The sequence below is a fragment of the Collinsella aerofaciens genome (assembly GCF_001404695.1).
In the GTDB taxonomy this organism is placed as follows: Bacteria; Actinomycetota; Coriobacteriia; order Coriobacteriales; family Coriobacteriaceae; genus Collinsella; species Collinsella aerofaciens_E.
In genome coordinates, this window is sequence record NZ_CZAQ01000020.1 from 14,299 (window position 1) to 40,898 (window position 26,600).

17 protein-coding genes are annotated in these 26,600 nt (G+C 61.9%); 14 read left to right on the plus strand and 3 right to left on the minus strand.

Annotation, left to right across the window (positions count from 1 at the left end; translation table 11 throughout):
* Positions 1-9 precede the first annotated feature (9 nt).
* Complete coding sequence (locus AQ996_RS06195) at positions 10-4,791, plus strand: 2-hydroxyacyl-CoA dehydratase (protein WP_148315870.1); 4,782 nt, start codon at positions 10-12, stop codon at positions 4,789-4,791.
* Positions 4,792-5,164: 373 nt separating this feature from the next.
* Here AQ996_RS06195 and AQ996_RS06200 read toward each other — a convergent pair whose 3' ends face one another.
* Positions 5,165-6,304 carry a DUF389 domain-containing protein gene (locus AQ996_RS06200; RefSeq protein WP_055251980.1) on the minus strand — a complete coding sequence of 380 codons (1,140 nt, stop codon included), beginning with the start codon at positions 6,302-6,304 and terminating at the stop codon, positions 5,165-5,167.
* 307 nt (positions 6,305-6,611) lie between these two features.
* Between AQ996_RS06200 and AQ996_RS06205 the strand changes: the two genes are divergently transcribed.
* Positions 6,612-10,076 (plus strand): CAP domain-containing protein, encoded by a 3,465-nt coding sequence (locus AQ996_RS06205; protein WP_055251982.1) that lies wholly within the window; start codon positions 6,612-6,614, stop codon positions 10,074-10,076.
* A 202-nt stretch (positions 10,077-10,278) separates the two neighbouring features.
* On the opposite strand, the gene AQ996_RS06210 is transcribed toward AQ996_RS06205, so the two are convergent.
* Positions 10,279-11,982: an OPT/YSL family transporter gene (locus AQ996_RS06210; RefSeq protein WP_055251984.1), complete on the minus strand. Its 1,704-nt coding sequence runs from the start codon at positions 11,980-11,982 to the stop codon at positions 10,279-10,281.
* 192 nt (positions 11,983-12,174) lie between these two features.
* On the opposite strand from AQ996_RS06210, the gene AQ996_RS06215 reads away from it, so the two are divergent.
* From AQ996_RS06215 to AQ996_RS09820, 11 genes are all read left to right on the plus strand, one after another.
* The gene (locus AQ996_RS06215; protein ID WP_055251985.1) at positions 12,175-13,026 is read left to right on the plus strand and encodes a type III pantothenate kinase; all 852 of its coding nucleotides are present in this window, start codon (positions 12,175-12,177) and stop codon (positions 13,024-13,026) included.
* 84 nt (positions 13,027-13,110) lie between these two features.
* Positions 13,111-13,635: a deoxycytidylate deaminase gene (locus tag AQ996_RS06220; protein WP_055251987.1), complete on the plus strand. Its 525-nt coding sequence runs from the start codon at positions 13,111-13,113 to the stop codon at positions 13,633-13,635.
* 177 nt (positions 13,636-13,812) lie between these two features.
* Positions 13,813-14,091, plus strand: a complete 279-nt coding sequence (locus tag AQ996_RS06225; protein WP_055251989.1) for a NifU family protein — start codon at positions 13,813-13,815, stop codon at positions 14,089-14,091.
* A gap of 110 nt (positions 14,092-14,201) precedes the next feature.
* The gene (gene lgt, locus AQ996_RS06230) at positions 14,202-15,023 is read left to right on the plus strand and encodes a prolipoprotein diacylglyceryl transferase (protein WP_055251991.1); all 822 of its coding nucleotides are present in this window, start codon (positions 14,202-14,204) and stop codon (positions 15,021-15,023) included.
* A gap of 77 nt (positions 15,024-15,100) precedes the next feature.
* Positions 15,101-17,284 (plus strand): DUF6020 family protein, encoded by a 2,184-nt coding sequence (locus tag AQ996_RS06235; protein ID WP_253274616.1) that lies wholly within the window; start codon positions 15,101-15,103, stop codon positions 17,282-17,284.
* Positions 17,285-17,449: 165 nt separating this feature from the next.
* Complete coding sequence (locus AQ996_RS06240; RefSeq protein ID WP_055251993.1) at positions 17,450-18,256, plus strand: YebC/PmpR family DNA-binding transcriptional regulator; 807 nt, start codon at positions 17,450-17,452, stop codon at positions 18,254-18,256.
* A 167-nt stretch (positions 18,257-18,423) separates the two neighbouring features.
* Complete coding sequence (locus AQ996_RS06245; protein ID WP_055251995.1) at positions 18,424-18,969, plus strand: Asp23/Gls24 family envelope stress response protein; 546 nt, start codon at positions 18,424-18,426, stop codon at positions 18,967-18,969.
* Complete coding sequence (locus AQ996_RS06250) at positions 18,962-19,339, plus strand: DUF2273 domain-containing protein (RefSeq protein WP_055251997.1); 378 nt, start codon at positions 18,962-18,964, stop codon at positions 19,337-19,339. The genes AQ996_RS06245 and AQ996_RS06250 overlap by 8 nt, the downstream gene beginning before the upstream one ends.
* Positions 19,340-19,383: 44 nt before the next feature.
* On the plus strand, positions 19,384-19,899 hold the full coding sequence (locus AQ996_RS06255) for an Asp23/Gls24 family envelope stress response protein (RefSeq protein ID WP_055251999.1): 516 nt from the start codon (positions 19,384-19,386) through the stop codon (positions 19,897-19,899).
* Between the two features lie 206 nt (positions 19,900-20,105).
* Positions 20,106-21,128 (plus strand): YitT family protein, encoded by a 1,023-nt coding sequence (locus AQ996_RS06260; RefSeq protein WP_082435553.1) that lies wholly within the window; start codon positions 20,106-20,108, stop codon positions 21,126-21,128.
* Between the two features lie 150 nt (positions 21,129-21,278).
* On the plus strand, positions 21,279-22,595 hold the full coding sequence (locus AQ996_RS09820; protein WP_055252001.1) for a DUF4013 domain-containing protein: 1,317 nt from the start codon (positions 21,279-21,281) through the stop codon (positions 22,593-22,595).
* Positions 22,596-22,735: 140 nt separating this feature from the next.
* Here the strand turns inward: AQ996_RS09820 and AQ996_RS06270 are convergent, their stop codons facing one another.
* Positions 22,736-24,199 carry a M20 family metallopeptidase gene (locus AQ996_RS06270; protein ID WP_055252003.1) on the minus strand — a complete coding sequence of 488 codons (1,464 nt, stop codon included), beginning with the start codon at positions 24,197-24,199 and terminating at the stop codon, positions 22,736-22,738.
* Between the two features lie 162 nt (positions 24,200-24,361).
* Here AQ996_RS06270 and AQ996_RS06275 point away from each other — a divergent pair, with 162 nt between their 5' ends.
* The gene (locus tag AQ996_RS06275) at positions 24,362-26,005 is read left to right on the plus strand and encodes an amidohydrolase (RefSeq protein WP_055252005.1); all 1,644 of its coding nucleotides are present in this window, start codon (positions 24,362-24,364) and stop codon (positions 26,003-26,005) included.
* The last annotated feature ends 595 nt before the right edge of the window (positions 26,006-26,600 follow it).

Here is a 26,600-nt window from a genome sequence, read left to right on the forward strand (position 1 = left end):
GGAGAGACAATGAGCAAACTCGTCGAGGGCATTAAGGACCGCATGGTCGCTGCCGCACGCGAGGCCGCGCCCACCGTGATGGACGCCGCGCAGAAGGCCGCGACCGCGGCTGTCGAGAAAGTTGCCGAGGCAGTTGCCGATGCCAAGAACGTGGCAGGGGAGACGTCCCTCACCGCCGAGCCCCCTACCGCTGCTGAGCCCGTAGCCGCCGCCCACGCCCCCGAAGGCGCGATCTTCAACCCCGAGAACGCTCGTGGGAACCTGCACCTGGGCATCGACGTGGGCTCCACCACCGTCAAGCTCGCCGTGCTCAACGACGACAACCAGATCGTTTACGCCAAGTACCAGCGCCACCACACCGACGTCCGTGCCTGCGCCCGCGACCTGTTCGAGGGTGCTGCAACCGTGCTGCCGACGGCCCAAATGACCTGCGCCATTACCGGCTCGGGCGGCCTGCTACTGTCCCAGTGGCTCGAGCTGGAGTTTGTCCAGGAGGTCATCGCCAGCAAACGCGCCGTCGAGACCCTCATCCCGGCCACCGACGTCGCCATCGAGCTGGGCGGCGAGGACGCCAAGATCATCTACTTCGACAACGGCATCGAGCAGCGCATGAACGGTACCTGCGCCGGCGGCACGGGCGCGTTCATCGATCAGATGGCAACCCTGCTGCACACCGACGCGAGCGGCCTCAACGAGCTCGCGGCCAACGCCACCACCATCTATCCCATCGCCAGTCGCTGCGGCGTCTTTGCCAAGACCGATGTGCAGCCGCTCCTCAACGAGGGTGCCCGTCCCGAGGACGTGGCCGCCTCCATCTTCCAGGCCGTCGTGACCCAGACCATCTCGGGCCTGGCGTGCGGCCGTCCCATTCGCGGCAACGTCGCCTTCCTGGGCGGCCCGCTGCAGTACCTCTCCGAGCTGCGTCACCGCTTCTACCTCACGCTCAACCTGGACGAGGAGCACCGTATCGTGCCCCAAAACGCTCACCTGTTTGTGGCGAGCGGCGCCGCCATGGCGCACGAGTCCAACAAGCTCAGCACGTTCCCGCAGCTTATCGAGGCCATCGACAGCTTGGGCGACACGCAGGGTGCTGAGGTCGAGCGCCTGGATCCGCTCTTTGCCACCGATGAGGACTTTGCTGAGTTCAAGAATCGCCACGACACCGAGGTCGTTCCCAAGGGCAAGCTCGACGGCTACGCCGGACGCGTGTTCATCGGCATCGACGCCGGCTCCACCACCATGAAGGCCGCGCTCGTGGGCGAGGACGGCCAGCTGTTGCACACCTGGTACGGCAACAACAACGGCGACATCCTGGGCACGGCCAAGGTCATCATGGCCGATTTCTACAACCACATCCCCGCCGGCTGCACCATCGGCCACGTGACTACCACGGGCTACGGCGAGGCGCTGCTCATCGAGGCCCTCAAGGCCGATTCCGGCGAGATCGAGACCGTTGCGCACCTGCGCGGCGCCAAGGCATTCCTGCCCGGCGTCGAGTTTATTCTGGACATCGGCGGCCAGGACATGAAGTGCCTGCGCGTCAAGGACGGCGTCATCGAGCACATCATGCTCAACGAGGCCTGCTCGTCGGGCTGCGGTAGCTTTATCGAGAGCTTCGCCGTGTCCATGAACATGGACGTGCGCGCGTTCGCCGATGCCGCCATCCATGCCAAGGCCCCGGTCGATTTGGGCAGCCGCTGCACGGTCTTTATGAACTCGCGCGTCAAGCAGGCGCAAAAGGAAGGCGCCACGGTGGGCGACATTGCGGCCGGCCTGTCTTATTCCGTCATCAAGAATGCCCTGTTCAAGGTCATTAAGCTGCGCGACCCCAAGGAGATCGGCAGTCAGGTGATCGTTCAGGGCGGCACCTTTATGTCCGACGCCACGCTGCGCGCATTTGAGCAGCTCACCGGCGTGCACGCCGTGCGTCCCGACATCGCCGGCTGCATGGGCGCCTATGGTGCGGCCCTGCTCGCCCGCGATCGCGCCGGCGCCGATGGCACCTCGACCATTCTTTCTGCCGAGGACATCGCGCACCTCACCGTGACGCAAAAGCACGTCCGCTGCGGTCGTTGCTCCAACAACTGCCAGCTCACCGTCAACGACTTTGGCGGCGGCAGGCGCTTCATTACCGGCAACCGCTGCGAGAAGGGTGCCGGCCACAAAAAGCAAAAGACCGAGGCCCCTAACCTCTTCAAAAAGAAAAACGAGCTGCTCTTTAACCGCGAGGTCCTGAGTCCCGACGAGGCCCCGCGCGGCACCGTGGGTATCCCGCGCGCACTCAACATGTACGAGAACTATCCCTTCTGGCACGCGTTCTTTACGCGCCTGGGCTTTAGCGTGCAGCTGTCCGACCAGTCGAGCAAAAAGACCTACCAGGCGGGCATCGAGTCCATGCCGTCCGAGAGCGTGTGCTACCCGGCAAAGATGAGCCACGGCCACGTGATGAACCTCATCGACCGTGACGTCGACTTTATCTGGATGCCGTGCGTGCGCTGGGAGCGCAAGGAGGATCCGACCGCCGGCAACTGCTATAACTGCCCCATCGTCATGAGCTACCCCACGGCGCTGGCGCTCAACATCGACGAGATCCGCGAGCAGAACATCGAGTTCCTGTACCCGTTCGTGCCCTATCACGACAAGACCGAGCTCAAGCGCCGCCTGTACCAGGTGCTCGCCGTCGACCGCGTGGCCGATGCCGAGGCTGGTCGCGGCCGCGTGCGCGGACCCAAGATCACGCGCTCCGAGGTCGATGCCGCCGTCAACGCTGCCTTTGAGGCCGATGCGCGCTTCCACGAGGACATCCAGACCATGGGCGAGGAGGCTCTTAAGTGGGTCGAGGACCACGGCGGCCACGGCATCGTACTCGCCGGTCGTCCCTACCACAACGACCCCGAGATCAACCACGCCCTGCCCGAGCTTATTTCGAGCTTTGGCTTTGCGGTCTTTACCGAGGATTCGCTCGCGCATCTGGTGAAGCCCGAGCGTCCCATCCGCGTCGTCGACCAGTGGATGTACCACAGCCGCCTGTACGCCGTCGCTCGTTTTGTGACGATGCGCAACGACCTGGACCTGATCCAGCTCAACTCTTTCGGCTGCGGCCTGGACGCTCTGACCACCGATCAGGTGCAGGAGATCCTGGAAGCTAGCGGCAAGATCTACACCGTGCTCAAGATCGACGAGGTATCCAACCTGGGTGCCGCGCGCATCCGCATCCGCTCGCTCATGGCCGCGCTTAAGGACCAGGAGGCCGAGCGCCTGGCCGAGGCCACAGCCGCGGGCGAGGCCTACGAGCAGGGCGATGCTGCGCCGGTGGCTCCCTCCAAGGATGCCCCCGCATTCGCGAGCCGCAAGTACACGTTCGAGGCGCAGCGTGGAAGCGCCTCGACCGCGTGGCCCAAGGTGCCCTTTACCGAGCAGATGCGCGAGGAGGGCTACACCATCCTGTGCCCGCAGATGGCGCCGATCCACTTTGACCTGGTCAAAGAGGTGTTCCGCGGTGCCGGCTACAACCTAGAGCTACTGCCCTCGACCGATCACGACGCCGTTGAGGCCGGTCTGCGCTACGTGAACAATGACATTTGCTATCCGTCGATCCTGGTGACCGGCCAGATTATGGAGGCCATCGAGAGCGGTCGATACGACCTGTCCAAGACAGCTGTGGTCATCAGCCAGACCGGCGGTGGCTGCCGCGCCACCAACTACATCGCACTCATCCGCAAGGCCCTGCGTGAGAGCGGCCACCCCGAGATCCCGGTGATCTCGCTTTCGGCCGTGGCGCTCGGCGAGGACAACCCCGGCTTTAAGATTACGCCGGCGCTGCTTAAGCAGGCAGTCTACGCGGTACTCTTTGGCGACGTGATGATGCAGATGCTCTATCGCTGCCGCCCGTACGAGGCCACGCCCGGTGCCGCCAACGCACTCTACGAGGAGTACATGGCGCGCGCCCGCAAGCTGGCGCCCAAGTTCAACCGCCACAACTACACCAAGCTGTGCCGCGAGGCCATCCGCGCGTTCGATACTATGCCGCTCGTGGGCGAGGGTACCAAGCCGCGCGTGGGCGTGGTCGGTGAGATCTTGGTCAAGTTCCACCCCACAGCCAACAACCACGTGGTCGATGTCATCGAGCGCGAGGGCTGCGAGGCCGTGGTGCCGGGCCTGCTCGACTTCTTCCTGTACTCCATGAGCAACGCCGAGCTGCAGAAGGACGAGCTGGGAAGCTCTGCCACTACGCGCGCGGGCATGCAGGCGCTCATTAAGCTGGTGGACTGGATGCGTACGCCGGTGGAGGAGATGCTCGAGAAGTCCCGCCGCTTTGAGGCGCCCGAGCGCATCGGCACCATGGCCGACAAGGCCCGCACGGTGCTTTCGGTGTGCAACAACATGGGCGAGGGCTGGCTGCTCACGGCCGAGATGCTCGACCTGATCGACCACGGCGCGCCCAACATCATCTGCACGCAGCCCTTCGCGTGCCTGCCTAACCACGTGGTGGGCAAGGCCGTGATCAAGGAGCTGCGCCGCCAGCATCCCGAGAGCAACATCGTCGCGGTGGACTATGATCCTGGTGCGTCCGAGGTCAACCAGCTCAACCGTATTAAGCTCATGATCAGCGTTGCCAAGGAAAACATGCGCGCCGGCAAGGGCTTTAAGCTCGAGAAGGTGGCGCCGCTCGCGATGGACGAGGTCACCGGCCAGATGCGTGCCCATGATGGCTGCGTGAGCTGCGGACCGGCCAGCGAGGAGGCCGTTGCATCGGTCGCCAAGCGTCTGGGACGCGGCATTAAGAAGTAGTTGGCCTGCTTTGGGCTAGATATGAGGCAAACGGGTGGTAGCCGTGCCGGCTACTACCCGTTTTTGCTGGACATATGTTGCGCAAATGACCTTGCTACAGCCTTCCGTGGGCTTGCCCGATTTTTGGGCCGGCTCGGGCTTTGAGGACAAGCTGCTGCAAGCCCAGGGCGATTTTTCGCTCAACGCGGGCCAGCACAGCGTGACCTATCTGCCAAACGACGAGATGATCGCTGCGGACTGCCCATCGCCACCTACGAGATGGAAGCCGAAAAGTATATCTACCGCGTGTACAAGTACGAGCTGTAGGGCCGCGCTTGGCTGTGCCTGTGCCCCGCGGCCGCGCTCTCGTGCCGGGTCCACCTCGCGTCCCGCATCACTTCACATCGAACTCCACGCGATCGAGTTCGGGTGCGTTGAGGTCGATGAGTTTGCGGGCGACGTGGCGGTCGTGCGCCCCGAGCGCCTCGCTCGTTGTCACATGGGCGACAACCTCGCGCTCGACGATGCCCTCTTCCTCGCCCTCGGCAGCCGAGGTCTCGACGGCGACGGTGTAATCCTTAAAGCCTGGCAGCACCGCGGCAAGCTCGCGCGTGGTCTCGGTGACGCCGTAGCCGTCCTGCACGCCGGCCTGCGCCGAGCCAATAGACCCCGCGGTCATAACGATGCAGGGGATGGCAAAGATCACCGTGCCCACAATAATGCGGCGGCGCACCTTGCGTGACAGCTCGTCGACCTCGGCATTTTCCTCGGCGGTCACAATGCCGTCGCCGTTGAGGTCGCGCTTGAGCGGCACACGCAAAAGAAGCAATACGGCTTCGGCCGCCAGCGCGATAAAGACGACGTTGATGCCAAACTCGTAGAGCGCCGAGAGAAACAGCGATCCGCTTGCGATGGCGATGCCGTAGCCTGCTGCGCACAGGGGCGGCATCAGCGCGGTTGCCACGGCCACACCGGCGATGAGCGTGGCGGGTTCCTGGTCGCGCGAGTTGCCCAGGCCACCCGCAAAGCCGCCGGCGAGCGCGACAGCGAGGTCCCACACGGTGGGCGTCGAGTTGTCGATAATGGCGGCTGTGGTGGCGCCAAGGGGCGAGAGCTTAAAGTACAACGTGGAGGTGACCAGGCAAAAGGCCATTTGCAGCGCAAGGCTGGCGACGGCTTCGACGGTAATCTCGCGGTCGAGCGTGGCGATGCCGTATGCCATGGCAAGGACCGAGCCCATGAGCGGGCAGATGAGCATGGCGCCCACGATGGCGATGTCCGAGTCGATATCGAGGCCGATGCTTGCGATGAGCATGGCGATGATGAGGATGCACAGGTGAGAGCCGGTCAGGCGTGCCCCGTTTACAAAACGCTTGCGGATCACGTGATAGGGCGCGCGTCCTTCGCGAATGTTGGACGCGCGCTTGAGGAAGCGGGTGATGTTTTCCATGGCTTCGCTATGAGCAGGGCGGATGCCGTGGCGCCGGTGATGGCGTTCGCGTAGTCGCTTGATCTGTTGTTTGTCGAGTTCCATGTCCACCTCGTTCCAGCGCGGTCCGCGCAACGCGCCCGTTGTCTTAACTCTACACCGTGGCGGGCGGGGTGTCTGTTGGATGCGGAATCCGATAGGGCGGATGACGCGGGAGCAAATGCAAATTACAGGCTCAATTCGATCCCGCAAGAATATGATGCACCAGCTCCTACATATGTGACGAAATTGTGAAGCACGAGAGCGCTAATTTCAAAAAATCCGCTGGTCGCCAATGTTGCGCAACAGAATTCAAAAATCGACAGCTACCGTTTGATACGTATGGATACATCCGTGTCAAAGGGAGAAAGCCATGGCAAACTACAGTCCACAACACTTTGAGCCTCGGGCCAAGGCCGTCAACGTCAAGGGCGTTGCCAACCGCGCCGTCGCAACCGTTTTGACGGCGGGCCTCATCGCTCAGCCGCTCATGTCGCCGCTGGCGGCAATCGCCGCACCGTCAACCGATAACGGCGATTCTGTTCAGGGGGGGGGTAGTTCTGTAGAGAATACCGTTGCCGCCGGTAACCAAGCGGTCGTAAAGACGGCTGCCCAGCTGGCCGAGGAGTCGGCAAAGCAGCTCAAGGACGCTCAGGCCGCCTACGATGCCGCCCAGAAGAAGGCCGACGCGGCGGGCCAGTCTCAAAAGCAGGCGCAGCAGCAAAAGAATCAGGCCTCGCAGGCTGTGAGCGACAACGAAATCGAGCAGAACGCAGCAGAAGTCGCCGCGCTCCAGGAGAAGATTGACGAGCTCAAAGCCGCCGTCGAAAAGACCGAGCAGCAGCAGAAGAAGCTGGGCGACCTGAACGATCAGCTCGATCAAGCCAACAAGAGTGTCGAGGATAAGACCCAGGCGCTCAAGGACGCCAAGGCAAAGCAGGATGAGGCCAAGAAGGCCCTCGACGATGCCCAGGCCAAGCTCGAGGCCATGGGTATGGACGAGTACGAGGCCGCCAAGAAGGCCGTCGAGGACGCGCAGGCAAAGCTCGATGACGCCAATAAGGCCGTTACTACTGCACAGGCCAATCTGGACCAGGCCAAGGCTGCCGAGGCCAGCGCCCAGCAGGAAAAGCAGAATACCGAGGCAGCTTTGACGACTGCCCAGGCCAAGAAGCAGGAGACTGCTGCTGCTCTCGCAGCCGCAACCACCGCGCGCGATAACGCCCAGCAGAAGCTCAACCAGGCGCAGGCTGCACTCGATGCCGCGACCTCGGGCACGGGTATCGATTTGAACGCGCTCGAGGCTGCCAAGACCACTGCCGCCAGCGAGCTCGCGACCGCGCAGGACGCGCTCGATGCCGCGGCGACTGCAGACGCCACTGCACAGGCGAACCTGCAGGCTGCGCAGACTACCGTCACCGCCGCGCAGGAGAAGGCCAACGCTGCCAACGCTGCTGTGGCATCTGCCCAGTCTGCATACGATGCGGCAAACAAGGAGTACAAGGACGCGGCCAGTAAGCGTGACGCCGCGAAGACGGCATACGAGCAGGCCCAGCAGACCGAGGCCGACAAGAAGACCGCGTACGATAAGCTTGTCGAAGTTCGCAAGCAGAAGCGTAGCGAGTGGGAGGCAACCTGCGCCGCTTCGAACGCCGCGGAAAAGGCTTATGACGCTGCTAATGCCCAGGTTGAGGCTCTTGAGCAGCAGATTGCAGACCTCAAGTCGAACATGACCGTAGACCAGAATGTCATCAACCAGGGTATGTTCGGCTTCTTGAACTACATCATTGGCGGCAGCCAGTTCACAGCCACGCAGAAGTCGAATGCAAGCACTGCCGCGTCGATGCTCATGGGGACGACAGATAAACAGGACTGGTATGATAATTACGTCGATCAGGACATGTCTCGAGACACCAATCCGCTCTCCTTGGAGCAGATGCGCAACGCCCTGACCTACCTCGATACCCAGAACAACCTCCGCAAGGCGAACGGCCAGTCGGAGCTTAGCGTCAGCCTCCGCATGACCGCAGCAGCTGCACTCAACGCCTCATATTCATCGAATATTTGGGATCACTCGAACTGCTATTTCGATCAAGGTGAGAACCTTGCAGGCGGCGGCGGAGCATACACCGGAGGCGAGACCGAGGATACGCTTGGCTGGCCATATACCGGTCTCTACACCCAGGAGAAAAAGGCATTCGATAAGTACGTCGAGCAATATGGCGACGCACTTGAAAGCCATCGATATGATTCCTACTATATCTACCAGCACTACAACAAGGACGACAAAATCTACGATGAGTGCGGGCACTATCTCAACATCATCGATGCCGGCGCGAAGGCTATCGGCATCGCGACCGGTAGCGGTAAGAATACCGATTCCGAGGTAACCGTTTTCGACTATAGCGGGAGCACGGGGCAGAAGGATTTCACTGTCTCCGAGTTCAAGAAGCTCGTCAACGACTACATCGAATCCGCCTACAATGCAGGCGGCACGCAGGAGCAGAAGGAGCAGCTGAAGCAGCTTCAGAACAAGCTGGCAGATGCGCAGAAGGCGATGGGAACGGCTGATACGGCATATCTCACCGCTCTCAATAATCAGAAAGACGCGCAAGACGCCTATACCGCGGCCGACACGAACATGAACACCGCCAAGGGCGAGTACGAGAAGGCTAAGTCCGGAACCGCCGCCGCAAAGACGGCATATGACGCCGCCGAAGCAAAACTCAAGGGTATCGACGTCAAGACGCCCAAGACCAAGCTCGACGCCGTCAAGAGCGAGGCCGCTACTGCCCAGGCAGCTCTCGATAAGGCAAACGCCACGCTTGCTGACAGCAAGACGAAGGCAGCCGATGCCGCTGCTCACAAGGCGAAGGCTCGCAGCGCCCGCGATGCCGCCAAGGCAAAGTCCGATCAGGCCAATGAGGCGTATTACAACGCCACGGCTTCGGTCAAGGACCTTACCGCCAAGCGCGATGCCGCCAATACGGACCTTGCGAACAAGCAGGGCACGCTAGGCGAGGCCAAGAAGGCCGACGGTGCTGCCCAAGCTGGCGTTGACAAGGCTCAGGCCGCAGACGCGCATGCCGCGACCGCTCTTTCGGACGCCAAGCAGGCAGTTGCCGCCAAGACGCAGGCCCTGTCCGACGCACAGGCGAAGGCCAAGGCCGCCGAGGGCGAGCTGGCCACCGCAAACAAGGCCTTCGAGCGCTTCGCCGGCGCCCAGAAGGCGGTCGACGACGCCAAGGCCGCCTATGACGCTGCCGTCGCCGGTGTCGCCGATGCCCAGAAGCAGCTCGAGGCCGCCAACGAAGCCGTCGTCGATGCGAACCTCGAGATCGTCAAGGCCAAGGCCGAGCTTGCCAACGACGAGGCGCTCAAGGCCGATCTTGAGGCTGTCGACCACAAGGCATCCCTTGCCGCGGGCACGACGGGCAACGAGAAGCTGGTTAAGCTGAACGCTGCCTACGCTCGCTATAAGGCCGCCGTCGATGCCGCCGCTGGCCTCAAGGCTGCTCTGAGCGATGCCGATGCCAAGCTGTCCGATGCCAACGACGCCTATGCTGCCGCGCTTGCCGAGCTTGGCGATGCCAAGGATGCCCTGGCTGCCGCGCAGGCCGAGTACGACAAGTATCATCCCAAGGCTGAGCCGCAGGCCAAGCCTCAGGTTGCGCAGGCTGCTGCAAAGGCCCCCGTTGCCAAGAAACAGGCCGCGCCTGCCGCGCTCGCCCAGACCGGTGATGACTCTGCGCTTGCGGGCGAGGTCTTCGTTATCGGCGGCATTACGCTCGTTGCCGCGGGCGTGACGCTGGGCGATCGTCGTCGCAAGCAGATGTAGCGTTTCGGGCGTAGATTCTGCAAACGAACTTCGTTTCATAGCAGGAACGCTTCGATAGCTAAACCAATAAGGCCGGCGCGCTGTTAAACGCAGCGCGCCGGCCTTTCTTTGCGTTGGTATCAAAAAGCCCGGACGGCAGCCGCAAAAGCTACCGACCGGGTAAGCCGCAGGCAATATGGTTGCTGTCGAGCAGCTGCTCAGCTTAGCCCAGCAGGCTTAAGCCCACGGAGACAAACGCCAGGATAACGCCGACGATGGACTCGCCGCCGAGCAGGCCGCTGGCGACAACCAGGCCCTGTTCCTGGAAGGCGGCGTCCTTGGCAGCCCTCTCCTCGTCAGAAAGACCAGCGGTGGCGTCGCGGTGGGCGGACCACTTGTCGTAGGCGAGTTTGACGCAGGAGCCCAGGAATGCCGTGAGTGACATGTAGAACGGCAGGTACACGCCCAGGCCGATCATCATGGCCGGAATGCCGAGCCAGTACATGACGATGCCGGCGATAAAGCCGCCAACGAACCACGGCACGCTCGGGATGCCCGAGACCATGGTGGCGACGACGCTTGCCTGGGCGGCAACAAAGCTCTTGTCGGGGCCAAAGGCGTCCGGGCCATAGGCGGTGACGAGCGCGACCATGACGGCTGCGGCGACCAGGGCGCCCACGATGCCGCCGATGGCTTGACCGATCCACTGCGCACGCGGGTTGGTGCCCAGCACGGCGCCGGCCTTAAAGTCGTTCATGACGTCGCCCGCAAGGCCGCACGCCACGGCTACGATGCCGGCGATAAAGAACAGTTTGACCTGAGCGATCTGTGCGAAGGCGGCCACGATGAGCATGACGATGAGGCCAAAGATCTCCATGGGGTCGATGCCCGTCTGGCCGCAGCTCTGCGCGCTCATGATGGTGGTGACAAAGGTGAACAGCGTCACGATGACGGCCGGAACGGGGCCAAGGTCAAGCACGATGGCGATGATCACGGCGATGGCGGCAGCGCCCAGGCCGATGATACCGGCGTCGAGCTTAAGGGAGCCCGAGATGAGCGACTGCTCGTCGGTGTCGGTGGAGCTGTCAGCGGCGAGGCCGCGGACGATACCGGCGACCTGCGGCAGGATGTCCTTGAGGACGACGGCGACGCCAAAGCCCATCATGAGGCCCATACCCAAGGACTTGACGATGCCCTGCGCGGTCACAACGTCGAACAGACCGGCAGCGGTGCCGCCCACAATGATGCCAAAGTTGCCTAGCAGGGCACCGGCAAACCAGAAGGCGACCGGGGCGAAGCCCACGAGGAAGCCGACGGAGAGCAGCATGGGCGAGTTGTAGATGCCAAAGGTCACGCCGGGAATATTGAGCGTGCAGAGCATGCCGGGCACCACGCCCAGGGCGTCGCGCAGCACGCTATAGATGCCGGCGATGGCCATGGAACCAAAGAGCTGCTTGCCGGTCTTGCCGCCGGCCTCGGTCGCGCGCAGGGTCTGAGCCGCGGCGTTACCGGTGGGGAACTCAAGCGCGGCGTCCACGATAAAGTGACGGTGGATGAGCGCTGTCGCCAGAAGGCCCAAGATAGTGCCGGCGAGTGCCACGATAAACATGTCGAGCCAGCTAATCTGGTCGGCATAGCCCAGCATCCAGGCGCCCGGGATGGTAAACGCCAGACCGCCGGCGACCATGGCGCCTGCGGACATGATGGTGTGGGTGACGTTTGCCTCGTTGAGGCTGGCGTTGCCCATGAGTTTGAGGAAGAACAGCGAGATGACGGCAGCAAAGACGATCGGCCAGGGGAGTGCGCCCATCTTGAGGGCGGTGTAGGCCGAGCTTGCCGTGATGATCACGCAGCCAAGGACGCCGATGACGACGCCGCGCAGCATGAGTTGCCCGCGCATCGAGGCGCGGTTCGAGGGATTGCTCATATAAAACTCCTTTGCGTATATCCGCTTCCCCCGGGAGCGCCGTTACGGATACGGCGCGGGAAGTCGGGTTACCAAGGGCCGCCGCGTGAGCTCGCAAACGACCGCGCACCAGTATAACCGCAAGGTAGTCATTTTGGGACGGCTGGTTTAGGTAGGCGATATACTGCTGGGCAGACGAAAGGAGCGCCGACGATGCTTAATGGGTGTGCATATATATTGACGGTCGACGTGGGCAACACGTTCATTCGCTTTGGCCTGTTTGCCGAGGATTCAGCCGCGGCACAGGAATGCCCGCTCGCGACGTGCGAGATCACCACGCCGTTGAGCATCACAGCCGACGAGGCGCGCATGCGTCTCGCGCAGGTCATGGCCGCACTGGCGGCCGATGCGGGCATGCCGGGTGCGCTTGTGCCCGCGGCTGCTGTACTGAGCTGTGTGGTCCCCGCGCTCGAGCGCCCGTGGAAGGCGGCGCTTTCCCGTACATGCACGGGGCGTGTGCTCACGGTGGGGCCGGGCCTCAAGACCGGCATGCCCGTGCACTACGACGATCCGGCCGAGATCGGCCCCGACCGCATCGCCGACGCCGTGGCTGCCCGCGCCGTCTACGGATCGCCGTGCATCGTGATTGACCTGGGCACGACGACTAATATCGAGGTCATCGACGCGCGCGGCACCTTTGTCGGCGGCGTCATCGCGCCGGGTCTGGCGCTCGGCGCCCGCTCGCTCTCGGCTGCTGCGGCACGCCTGCCGCAGGTCGAGCCTTCGGCACCCACGCATGTGATCGGTCGCAACACGCGCGAGGCCATGCGTTCGGGCGTGGTTCTGGGCGAGGTAGCCCGCATCGACGGCATGCTCGACATGGTGCTCGCCGAGATGCGCTCGACCAAGGCGGCGGGGGAGGATGGCGTGCCCATCGTCATTACCGGCGACGATGCCGAGGCGCTCGCGGCGTTGGTTGGCCACAGCCTGACGGTAGATGACGCACTGACGCTGCGGGGTCTCGCCGAGCTCTACCGCATCAACCAAAAGCCCCGCCGCGTGTAAAAGTGAGGGCGCCGGTGGGACAAACGCCTCCACCTTTCACTTGCTACAATGGGTCAAACTATTGCGATTACGGAGGTGTCTGCCATGTCGGACGATCTTCATCAAACTTCGTCAGGCAAGCGTCTGGACGTCATTAGCTGGGACGAGTTCTTTATGAGCGTGGCCATCGCCGCGCAGCGCCGCAGCAAGGACCCCAACACGCAGGTGGGTGCGTGCATCGCCAGCACCAACCACCGTATCCTTTCGGTGGGCTACAACGGTACGCCCTCGGCGCTCAACGACGACTTTTTCCCGTGGGGTACGAGCGACGACCCGCTGCAGGACAAGCACAACTACGTGGTCCATGCCGAGGCCAACGCCGTGCTCAACTACCGTGGCTCGCTCAAGGACCTCGAGGGTTCCACGGTCTACGTCACGCTGTTCCCGTGCCACGACTGCGCCAAGATTTTGGCGCAGGTGGGTGTGGGCGAGGTTGTCTACCTGGACAACAAGTACGCCGACACCGACGACGGCCGCATCAGCCGCCGCATTCTCGACTCCTGCGGTATTAGCTACCGCCAAGTTATCGTCGATGTACACATTGGCACCGGGGAACAGGCTCAGCAGTAGCAGCAGCCTGTGTTAGCGTCGGGCGCCGGCAAAAGCAGCTAAAAGAGCCCCGTCCCAAATTGACTACTCATGAAAGTCGCGTCTGCGCGCATGGACGGCTCGTGAGCGGGTACACGGCTGTAGTAACATAGCTTCTGTCCGCGGGCGCGCCCGCGTAATTGTGAGAAAGGAGCCCCTGTGGCTGTTAACGAAGAGCTGCTTAAGAAGGTTCTTGAGGAGATCCGCCCCAACCTGCAGGCCGACGGCGGCGATATGGAGTATGTGGGCGTTGACGACGAGGGCGTCGTCCAGCTTGAGCTTCAGGGCGCTTGCGCCGGCTGTCCCATGAGCTCGCTGACCCTGTCCATGGGTATTGAGCGCATCCTGAAGGAGCATGTGCCCGGCGTTACACGAGTTGAGCAGGTCAATGCCTCCGGCGAGGCCGAGGACCTGTACGACGAGTACGCGCCGTTCTAAGCTGCGAAAGCTGCGGACGGCATACTCCGCATAGACGTTACGCCCAAATATGCGGCTGCGAGCGCAAGGCCCGCGGCCGCATTTGGTATGTAGGGAGTAGGAGGGTCGACATGCTCAACGACTTCTACCATATGCTTGATCCCGTCGCGATTTCGGCGGGGCCCATCACGATTTACTGGTATGGTCTGGCCTATGTGGTCGGCGCCCTGCTCACGGCGGTCGTCATGTACCGCACGCAGCGTCGCTGGGGCTTTAACATCACGATTGACGACCTGACGAGTGTCGTGGTCGGCGTGGTCTTTGGCCTCATTATCGGTGCGCGCCTGTTCTACGTCGTCTTTTACGGTGATGGCTACTACTGGGCGCACCCGCTCGAGATCTTTGCCACCAACGAGGGCGGCATGAGCTTCCATGGCGGTTTGGTGGGCGGTATTATCGGCGGCATCATCGTGTGCCGCATGTATAAGCTCGACGCATGGACTTTGGCAGACCTTGCCGTCATCGGCGCGCCGCTGGCCTTGTGCCTGGGCCGTTGTGCCAACTTTGTCAACGGTGAGCTGTGGGGCAAGCCGACCGATCTGCCCTGGGGTGTGGTCTTTGGCGGGACTGCGGGCGATATGCCGCGTCACCCCTCCCAGCTCTACGAGGCATTTCTTGAGGGCATTGTGCTCTTCTGCATCCTGCAGGTGCTCAGCCGCAAAAAGCCGCTGCTGCCCCAGGGCACGTTTATGGGCGTGTTTGTGATGGGTTACGGCATCGTCCGCTTCCTCGTCGAGTTCGTGCGCGTGCCCGACGCCCAGCTTGGCTATCTGCTGGGCGGCGTCATCACGATGGGGCAGCTGCTGAGTCTTCCGCTCGTGATCGCCGGCCTGGCGCTCATCATCTTCGCGCGACACCGCAACCGTCCCCAGCGCATCTACCTCGACGCCTAACCACCACAAAGGGGACACAGGCACCTTTGTGGTGGTTTTGCTGAGTTTGATAGGTTTCTAGAAAGGCTCTTTGGACTGTGAAGGATTCCGACCTCTCCACAACGGCTGCGCGCGACGCTGCCCGCATCGTCTGGTTCAAACGCTACCCCGCCAAGCAGACGCTCATCGCATTTTTGCTCGCGCTGTTGGCGACCACGGCGTTTTCCATCGATCCCGCCCCGGTGTCGAGCAACGCAGTCTTGGCGATTGATCCCAAAGCCTCGGGCATGCTGTACGTGTGCTACGAGGTGCTTCTCTCGTTTGCCGGCCACACCGACGCGGTCATGCTGCTTGCGCTTGCCTGCTTGCTCACCTTGCCGTTTCGCTACGTGTTCTTTGGCCGTGGCGACACCTGGCGTCCGTCGATCATTCTGCCGTCGCTGTTCTTCGCCATCTGCATGGTGTTCGGCCGCAGCTACGACCTCACCGACTCGGCCGAGATTGTTCTTGGCGACAAGGCCCGCATCATCTGCGCCTGGATTGGCGGCGCGGGCTGGATGCTCCTAGCGATCGTGGCCTTCTATCTGGCTTTTGAGTGTCTAGATTGGCTGAGCTCTCGGCGCATCCCGTTTTCCGAGGCGCACTTTGGCCGTATATGGCGTGTGGCTCACGCCGTGCTCTCGGTCCATCCCTTTGCCGGGCCCTTCCTGGTGCTTATGATCGCCTGGGCGCCCACGCTCATCGCTTCGCTGCCCGGCCTTTTTATGGGTGATACGGGTGCGCAGATTCGCCAGTGGTTCAACTATCCCAACGGCACGAGCGACTACCTGCGCCTACTCAACCCCAACGTGCTGCTCAACGGGCATCATCCCGTAGTGCACACGGCCATTATCGGCTCGTGCGTTCAACTGGGGCTTTCGCTGTTCAACAGCGCTAACGCGGGCCTCATCATCTATACCTGCGCTCAATTTGTCATCACGGCTGCCTGCATGGCCTATTCCATTTCGTCGCTGCGCAAACTGGGCGTGAGCCTGCCGGTTCGCGGTGCGATCCTGCTGTTCTTTGCGTTTATGCCGATGTTCTCTAACTACGCGGCGTTGCTCACCAAAGACGTGCTCTTTGCCGACGCGTTTTTGGTGCTGCTGGTACAGACCGTCAAGCTCGTGGCATGTGGCTTGCCCCGTCGTGATGCCAATGCCGAGCGTGCGGGCGAACAGAGGCCCGTGCTCTTTGCGCGCCACGACTGGCTGTTGCTTGCGCTGGCTGCCATGGGTTCCACGTTTTTGCGCAATGGCGGTCTGGTCTTTCCGTTGGCGGCCTGCGTGATTGCGGCGGCGTTTTGCGCATGGGATGTACATGTCGCCCGTCGTGCGGCTAAGCAGACGGGCACCGCGGTCTCATGCGCCACGCCGCGCTTCCGCTGGGTTGGCGTCCTCGCGGTGCTCGCACTCTGCCTTGCCTCTAATATGTACTTCACCAAGGTCTTTATGCCGGCGCACGATATCACGCCGGGCTCCAAGCGCGAGATCCTCTCGATTCCGTTTCAACAGACGGCACGCTTCGTCCAAAAGCACGATGGCCTCAACTCGGGCGTCAACCCCACGGTTAAGGAGGACGGCACCATCGTGGAAGCTCCCTGCGACGGCTTGGTGACCGATGAGGAGCGCGCTGTGATCGATCGCGTGCTTAAGTACGAGAACCTGGGCCGTCGCTACAACCCCGACAAGTCGGATGCCGTCAAAAACTGTTTTAACGAGTATGCTTCGCAGGAGGACATCGACGCCTATTTTGAGGTGTGGGCCCAGATGTTCAAAAAGGACCCCGAGTGCTATATCTCGGCACTCGTCAATAACTACTACGGGTACTTCTATCCGAGTGCTCGTGATGCATGGGTCTACAGCACGGCACGCAGTGCCGAGATCATGGCTAAGCCCGATAACCTCAAGTACTTTGACTTCCATCCGGTCGATAGCAAAGCCGTGCGCTGGTGCGACCATCTGATCAACCTGTACCGTGTGGCGGTGCAGCGCATCCCGTTTATTTCGCTCACCATGAGCTCGGCCACCTATGTGTGGATCATGATTGCCGTGGTGGTCTACCTGCTGCGTCGTCATTCATGGCGTGCACTGGCGATCTGGGTGCCGCTGTTGGGCGTGCTCGCCGTGTGCCTGATCGGTCCATGTAACGGATCGACCTACATGCGCTACCTGTACCCAGTCATTGCATGCATGCCTTTTGCCATCGGTGCCACGATCACCCGCAGCGACCTTCTGTGGACCTAATTTGGCTCATTGGGGTCAGGCCTTTTTGCGCCAAGGGGCTGCATCATCACGACGCCTTCATTTTGGGGTTTATCTTGCAGGCCGGTAGGTATATCATAACGACGTTTGTTTATATTGCCCGAGCATTCACGCTGGGCTTTAGGTCGAAACCGATAGGAGACACGTATGTCCGGACACTCTAAGTGGGCCACAACCAAGCATCGTAAGGGCGCGCAGGACGCCAAGCGTTCCGCCCTCTTCTCCAAGCTCAGCCGCAACATCACCGTTGCTGCCCGTCTCGGTGGCGATCCGCTGCCCGAGAACAACGCCAGCCTCGCTGCTGCCGTCGCCAAGGCTAAGGCTCAGTCCATGCCCAAGGACAAGATCAAGTCCGCTATCGACAAGGCCTTTGGTTCGGGTGCCGATGCCGCCGTCTACGAGAACATCGTGTACGAGGGCTATGGTCCCGCCGGTGTCGCCGTCTACGTTGACTGCCTGACCGACAACCGCAACCGTACTGCCGCCGATGTCCGTTCCGCTTTCTCCCACGCTGGTGGCAACCTGGGCACTTCCGGCTCCGTCGCCTTCCAGTTTGAGCGCAAGGGCCAGATCGTCGTCGCCAAGGAGATCCTGGACGAGAACGCCAAGAAGGAGACCATGATCGCCAACGGTGCTGCCGGTGACGAGGATGAGTTCATGATGGCCATCGCCGAGGCCGGTGGCGAGGACTACGAGGACGCCGGCGAGGAGTGGATCGTCTGGACCGCTGCTAACGACGTCATGGCTGTCTCCAAGGCACTCGAGGAGCAGGGCGTCCAGGTCAAGGGTTCCGAGACCACCATGGTTCCGACCACCCCGACCGAGGTCTCCGGTACCGACGCCAAGAAGGTTCAGCGCCTCATCGACCGTCTCGAGGAGCTCGACGACGTCCAGGACGTCTACAGCACCATGGACATGACCGACGAGGTCATCGCTGCCCTCGAGGAGGAGTAGCGCCCGCACGGGTTAAGCCGTGCATATCTGGGCATAATGAAGCGAGCATGCAAGCCTCGTGGAATAGATGAGCCGGATCCGCGTGCGTTATAGCACCGGACCCGGCTCTTTTATAATGATGCGAATCTTTTTGCAATCTGTGGACCGAGACCCGAAAGGAGCGCCGCATGCGCGTGCTCAAACGAGCCCTAGCGATCGTGTATCTTGCCGCCGCCGTCGTGGCGTTGGGCACGTTGGTCTGCCAGTTTTGGGGGCCATATACCTATCGCTTTATGCTGCTGATGCGTGACCCTATGCCGCGCATTGTCGTTACGGTGTGCGCCGGTGTCGTGGCGCTCGGCGTGCTGGCGGTCTTCTTCCGCCTGATGTTTGCTCGCCGCGAGCCGTCCTGCGTGCATCCGGCGGGGGAGCGCAATATCGAGGTCACCCTTGCGGCCCTCTCCTCGTGTGCCCGTGCTGCGGCTGAGCGCGACGACCGCGTGATGGTCGAGCATATCGAGGCGCGTGTCCAGGGCTCCGACGAGTCGCACGTCCGTTTTAAGGTCGACGCCATCGCGCTCGACGATCACGATGTGGCTTCCCTTGCAGCTGCGATGCAGCAGCGTATCGAGGAGGCCTGCGATACCATGCTCGGCACGCCGGGTACGACCGCGCGCGTCCGTTTTTTGCCGTCCAAGACTACCGTCCAGACCGTGGAGGTTTCCGGTGAGTGATACCAACCAAGACAAGACCGCCCGCACGCCGCGCCTGACGATCGATCAGAACGCTATGCCGGCAGGCGACTCCGCCGACACCAAGCCCGAGGCCGGCGAGCAGCACGACAGCGCCGCCAACGACTTTGACGAGGCCATGGGTCTCATCAAAGGTACGGGCGCTGCTATCTGGAGCTACGCCGTGCGCCACCCCAACACTACGCTCGGCGCCGTGGCAGGCTTTATCCTCGCCGTGCTGGTACTTACGTTGGGCCTGTGGGACACGCTCGTCATTGCATTCTTTGTGCTGATCGGCGCCGTGATCGGCCAGATTCGCGACGGCGAGAACGGTATCGTTAACTTCTTCGGCCGTCTGTTTAGCGGCCGCTAATATGTATTCGACTGTCGCATCCGTGGCAGGCATAAGGAGGAACCATGGCTTTTAACACGAAGGTCGATGTGGCCGATACCGAGCTCGAGGAGAACGAGGCGGTCGTCGCCGAAGCTGAGGATGTGACGCTCGAGGATGAGGCTCTCGTCGAGGCCGAGTCCGATACGGATGAGGACGACGAGGAAGCAGACGAGTCCGAGGACTCGCTGACCTATTCCAACGGCGTGATCGAGAAGATCGTTGCCATGGCCACTCGCGAGGTTCCGCACGTTCTGGGCATGAAGGGTAACCTCATGCACTTTGTGCAGGAGCAGTTTGGTGCCGAGAATCTGACCAAGGGCGTGACGGTCGAGGTCACCGATGACAATCGCGTGGTCGTCAACATCTCCGTCATCATCGAGTACGGCGCCTATGCGCCCGCGATCTTCGACGATGTCAAGGCACGTGTCACCGAGCGTCTTGCCGCGATGACCGGCCTTGAGGTGGCGGGCGTCAACCTGCGTATCGAGGACGTCATCACCCCCGAGGAGTACGAGCACCGCACCAGCCAGCACGAATAACCTTCCAAAAAGGGACAGGTTTGTTTTGGTAGGTTTTATCTGCGAAAACGTTAAACGGCCGACCGCGCAAGCAAAAGCGTGGCCGGTCGTTTTTGTACGCTCCCGATATAGTCATACCGCTCGTCTAACTAAGGGTTGCAATCCCCACGTTCCGCGTTACTCTAATGGGCGCATTGTTTCCAAATTGTTAACGAGGGGTTGCCGTAATGGCCGACGAGCACGAAACAGAAAGCAAGGCATGGGCAATTGAGGCCGCTGCGGCAGAGGCGGCGTCGCGTGCTGCCGAGGAGGTGCATCGTCCTCCCGTAGTGCCGATGGAGCGCGTGGTCGATCGCGATGTTATCGAGCGGGGCGAGCGCGCTGGTCGCAAGCGCAGCCAGGAGCCGGGCTTTCCGCGCTTTTTTGCCGAGCTCAATTTGGGCCTGATCCTCACGGCCTTTGCCATCGTCGCGTTTAAAACCCCTAATCACTTTGCTTTTGGCGGCACCTCGGGCGTGTCGGTCATTCTGTCCACGCTGTTCCCGACCCTGCCCGTCGGCGTCTTTATGTGGATTATCAATGCGGTCCTGGTCGTTCTGGGCTTTATCTTTTTGGAGCGCAAGGCAATCCTGTGGAGTGTCTTCGCCTCGTTTGCGCTGTCCGCCTATGTTTCGCTGTTTGAGCTCTTTATTCCGACCGATGTCTCGATGACGGGCGATATGTGGCTCGACCTGTGCTTTGCCGTGATTCTGCCGGCGCTCGGCAGCGCCATCGTCTTTGATATTGGCGCCTCGACGGGTGGCACGGACATTCTTGCCATGATCCTCAAGCGCCGCACGACGCTCGAGATTGGCCGCGCCCTGCTGCTGGTCGATATCGGCATCGTGACCATCGCGGCCTTCTTGTACGGTCCGCGCGTCGGTCTGTATTGCGTGCTCGGCTTGTTTGCCAAGACGCTTGTGGTCGACAAAGCCATCGAGAGCATTCACCTGCGTAAAGTCTGCACGGTCATTTGCTCCGAGCCCCTTAAGGTCGAGGAGTTTATCGTCAAGCATCTCAACCGTACGGCGACTATCAGCCGCGGCTACGGTGCTTTCTCGGGCAAGTGCGTGACGGTGATCATGAGCGTGCTGAGTCGTCGCGAGGCCGTTCAACTGCGTCGCTACGCGCGCGAGATCGATCCGGGTGCCTTTATCACGATCGTCGACAGCTCCGAGATCGTCGGCAAGGGTTTCCGCGGAACGAACTAACGCGGTCGAGCTCATCAAACAATCGAATAGCGCCCTGCGCATTGCAAATGCGTCATGTTGGAGTATTTGTCCCCACATTGGGTGATAATGATGCCAAAGACATCGTTTGCGATCCAGATGATTCGCTCAAGATACGAAGGGATGATCTCGATGTTCTGTTCGCAGTGTGGTGCCCCCATGGGCGACAACGATAAGTTCTGTGGCGCGTGCGGTGCTCCTAATGCCGGTGCCGCAGCCCCTGCCCCTCAGGGTCAGCCCCAGCAGTTTGTTCCGCAACCGCCCGTGGCGAATGCGTCCAAGGGCTGTGTGGCTCAGGCGTTTGAGGACATGACCAAGACGCCGGGCGTGCTGCAGCGCGTGTGCCAGATCGCCTTTTTGCCGGCGCTCATCCGTGTCGTGTCAGTGCTCGTGCTGTTCATTCCCGTTATCGGCGGTATCGCGGCTGCCATCGGCTTTTTGGCTGCCTGTGTGGCAAGCGCATGCGGTTCTGGCTTTGGCATCGAATGGGGCCGCGACCTGTCGCTTAAGGTCGATGACGGCATGGATCGTCCGCTGATGCGCTCCACGTCGTTTGGCCTCGGAGTCTTTTCGAGCGTTATCTCGGTCGTGCTCGAGGTTATTGCTGCCATTCCCGTTATCGGTGTGGCGCTTTCGCTGGTGGAGAGCGTGGTAATTGGCGCCGCGGGCTCGTATTCGTATTACGGCTCTTATGCACTCGAGGCAGCGCTGTTCGGCTCGCTTGGCCTGCTTGTCCTGGCTATGATTGTCACGGCGGTCTTGGGGGTCTTCTTTAAGATGTTCGCCGACATTGCCGTGATGCACTTTGCGGTGACCGGTCGTGTCGAGAGCGCGTTTTCGCTCGATAAGGTCTGGGCGGCCTTTAAGCACAACAAGACCAAACTGTTCTGCGCTTCGTTCCTTCCCGAGTTTTTGACGGGTCTGGTCGCCAACGTTGTCACATGGATCCTGACGCTCGTCTTTGGCACCATTGCCTCTGTCGGTATGTATAGCTACTACTACCGTCCTACGGCTATTGAGGCGCTTGTTACCGGCGGTGGCATCACGCTCGTATTGTTCTTGGTGCTGACGGCGTTTGTCACGGTATTCCTCACGGTCTTTGGCAAGATGCTCAAGCACCGTGCCGTTGGCTATTGGGTTGCGCGCTACGCAAGCGAGTGGGCCGACGAGGACAAGGACGACGTCCTGACTTTTGTGCTGCCGTTTGAGAAGAAGTCTGCTCCGGCTGGTTTTAGCGCCGACGCAGCGCCCGTATCCGATTCCGCTGCGGCGCCGGCGCCTGCGCCCGAGCCCGAGCCCGAGCCCGTGCCTGAGCCTGAGCCTGAGCCTGAGCCTGAGCCCGCGCCCGTGCCTGAGCCCGAGCCCGCGCCCATGCCGGAACCGGAGCCCGAGCCTGCACCTGAGCCCGAGCCTGCGCCAAGCTCCGACGAGGACCCGCAGGACGAGTAACCCTGCCACCTGCCATTTGGGGACGGGGTAGAAACGGTAGAAATAGCGCTTGACAAATAAGCGGGGGCGGACGTGCCGAAGCGTCCGCCCCCGCTTTGATATCGCGATGCGGCTATGACTGCGAGATGGTCGTGGATCGACTACTCGTCGTGCTTCTCCTCGCGGCGGGCGGCGGCGCGAGCGTCGTGGATGCCCTTGATTGCGGCGTGTCGGGCGGTGCGGGCATCGTGCATGGCGTCGCGGGCCTCGGCGGCCGTGGCCTTGGCAGAGCGCAGTTTGGCTGCCAGGTCGGGATTGGTCTCGGCGACCGCGGCAATCGTGGGGCCGTCGAGCTCTTCTTGTGTGGGCTCGGCCAAAAAGTCGATGGCATATTGGGCGGCCACCATGGAGCCCTTGGCCAGTACCGACTCGTCAATCTTGTAGAAGCAAGAATGTTGGGCGTACGTGGCGCCAATCTGGGGGTTGCGCGTGCCAACAAAGGCGAGCACGCCCGGTACGCGGCGCAGGTACTCCGAAAAATCCTCACCCGAGAGTGTGCCGCGATAATGGCCTTGGCCGGTGGGGCCCAGGCATTTGATTACTGCCTGGCGGCAGCGCTCGCTCGAGGCGGCATCGTTTTCGACCTTGTAATTGGCGATGGTGTAGTCGGTGAGCTCTGCCTCGGCGCCCAAGGCGGCCGCGGTATGCTCCACGATGCGGCGCATGAGCTCCGGCATTTCCTCGTGGGTCGAATCTCCGTAGGTGCGCACCGTGCCGGCGAGGTAGGCCGTGCCGGCGATAACGTTGCGCGCGGTGCCGCCGTGCAGCTCGCCGACGGTAATGACGGCCGGCTCGTAGGGACTGATCTCGCGCGAAACGATGGTCTGCAGAGCGTTGACGATCTCGGCGGCAACCATAACGGCGTCGTGACCGCGCTGGGGCATGGCGCCGTGGCACGAGGTGCCGCGGACGTCGATGCGGAACCAGTCGGTATTGGCCATGCGCGGTCCGGGCTCACAGCTCACGGTGCCGGCGTCGACCTCACTCCAGATGTGCGCGGCGTAGGCGCCATCGACGCCGTCGAGCACGCCCGTGCCGATCATGAGCTTGGCGCCCTGGCCGTTTTCCTCGCTGGGCTGGAAGACGATGCGGACTTCGCCGTGGATGTCGTCGGTCATATGGCGCAGGATTTGCAGCGTGCCGAGCATCATGGCGATGTGGCAGTCGTGGCCGCAGGCGTGCATGCAGCCCTCGTTGACGCTGGCAAACTCCTCGCCGGTCTGCTCGGTGACGGGCAGGGCGTCGATATCCGCGCGCAGCAGGATGCGGCGGCGCGGCGTGCCGTCCTCGTGGTAGGCATCCGACGCGGTACCGCGAAGCGTTGCCACCAAGCCGGTCTTGAGCGGACGCTCGTAGGGGATATTCATGGCGTCGAGCTGGTTGGCGATGTCGGAGGTCGTGCGCTCCTCGGCAAGGCTCAGCTCCGGGTGCTTATGGAAGTGCCGGCGCTGCTTGATGATATAGGGTTCAAACTCGGTAGCGATATCTTTGATGGCTGCGGTGACGTCGTCAGCCGCGCGAGCCTCGGTCGCCGCCATAATCTGCTGTGCCTTGGTCTTCGTCATGGTCGATTTGCTCCTTGCTGTGCCATCGCGCAATTCGTACAGACTCCCTCCAGTATGCCACCTGCCACTTGGCCTGGCAAAGATGCCGTTTGCCGCTTGCCGTTTTGTAACAGGGGCGGGGGAGTACACTCGGGGGTGTTGAATTTCCTGCCAGAGATGGGGATGCCCATGCAACATATCGATCGGATTATCCGCTCCAAGAACGTCTTTACCGCGCAAGACGGCATCGATACCGCCCGCGAGCTGGCGATTGCCATCGCGGGTGATCGCATCGTCGCAGTCGGCGCGCCCGATGACGTGATTGACGCCGCACCTGCCGCCACGCCGGTGGTCGATTACGGCGAGCAGTTTGTCTGCCCCGGTTTCCACGATGCGCACCTGCATTTCTTCCATACTTCGGTTGGCTCCTCGCCGTACATGCTCATAGATATGGGCACGTCCGAGGCAGCATTGGTGCAGCATGCGCTCGAGTTTTCCCAAGGCTTGCCAGATGACGCCTGGGTCGTGACCCAGGGTTGGCGCGATTACCGCTGGGATCCGCCCGAGCACCCTACCAAGGCCTCCCTCGATGCGGCATTTCCCGATCGTCCCTGCGTTATGTACTCGGGCGACGGGCACACGCTGTGGCTTAACAGCCGCGCACTCGAGGCGCTCGGCGTTACGCGCGACAGCGAGCCTCCGGCGGGTGGCAGTTACGACAAAGATGCAAATGGCGAGCTTACGGGTATCGCCCACGAGGCGGCTGCTATGCAGCTGCTGCCGCGCTGCCTGGAGTGGCTGGGCGAGGACCGCATCGCGAGCGCATACGCCGACCAGATGAAGCGTATGGCCGAGCAAGGCATTACCTCAATCTGCGATATGTCGCTCATGCCCATGCCGGGCTGCGACTTTATTCGCGACGATGTTTACGACAAGCTGCAGGCCGCCGGCAAGCTGGGCATCCGCGCCCATCTGTTTCCCACGCTGCTGGATGACCAATCGCGCTTGGAAGAACTCCAGACCCGCTACGCGAACAACGCGCTGCTCTCGGCGCCAGGCTTTAAACAGTTCTTCGACGGCGTGTCGAGCGAGCATACCGCATACCTCACTGATCCCTATACCAATCCACGCTTCCCGGGCGATCAGGGTCGCCTGACGGTTCCTGTCGAGCGCATGCGCAAGTTGGTTCTGGCGGCAGCCGAGCGCGGCCACACCGTGCGCATCCACGTTATCGGCGACGGCGCCATCCATGCTGCGCTCGATATCTTTGAAGAGGCGGCAGAGCTCTACGGCTTGCCCCAGCACGGCCATAATACGCTTGAGCATTTGGAGAATCTGCTGCCTCAGGACATCGATCGTCTGCGCAAACTCAACGTCATTGCCTCGAGCCAGCCTTGCCACATCACGCTCGACCCGGGTGGCCCGGAGCGCGACCTGGGCCTGGAACGCAGCCGCATCATGTGGCCGTTCGCAACTTATCAGCAGCGCGGTATCCGTCAAGCTTTCGGTACCGACAGCCCCATCACGGCCGTTACCAGCATGAACGTGCTCTACACGGCTATCACGCGCCAAGATCCCCGCAGCCACTGGCCCGAGGGCGGCTGGCTGCCGAGCGAGCGTATCGACGCGGCAACGGCCCTACGCAACTACACGCTTGGCAGCGCGTACGCAGCGGGCGACGAGCAAAACCTCGGCAGCCTGGAACCCGGCAAATACGCCGACCTGGTAGTCCTGGACCAAAACCTGCTCACCGTTGACCCCCAAGAGCTCCAGGCCACCAAGGTTCAGGCCACCTACCTGGCGGGCAACTTAATCTACGAGCGCTAATATTCATGCCGTACCGTTAAACGCGGCTCGGGCAGCCTATTTTGGGATGGCGCTCGAGCCGCGTTTGTTTGCCGATGGGGGTTCGTTAGGAGCGTCCCCTCTCTGCTGGATTTGGGCGCAGGGTGGAAGCGCTGCTGCTCCGCGCGCTCAATTGGGACATCAGCGATGCTTTCTCTTAGCGTTTTGCATACTTCCAGTTGCAGATTGCAAAAAAAGTTGAGATGTTCTTTCCGGTCCTGATGTACCCCCGCCTGGGCCGTGCAAAAAATGGAGTATTCAGCACCGTGAGCTCTGCCGGTGCCGCTGCAATCGGGTGGCATTGCGGAGATCGACGTCATTTTGGGGTCCGGTGCGGCGCGAGGCACGCTTTTTTGTCCTGACGGGGTTGGTAGCGCGCAGAGATGTGGTGTAAGAGGCGGGGCATGCCCCGCCTCCGCCCTTTCTTGAAAGGGAGGGGACACCGCCTAGAATTCGTCGTTGGAGTAATGAAGGTGACGAATGGAAGGAAAGGCGATGTCCCAAGAAGAGAGTGTACTGCGCCTCGGCCGCGACGAGGCCCTCGAGGCGGCGAGGCTTTGGCAGGAGTGCGGCGACG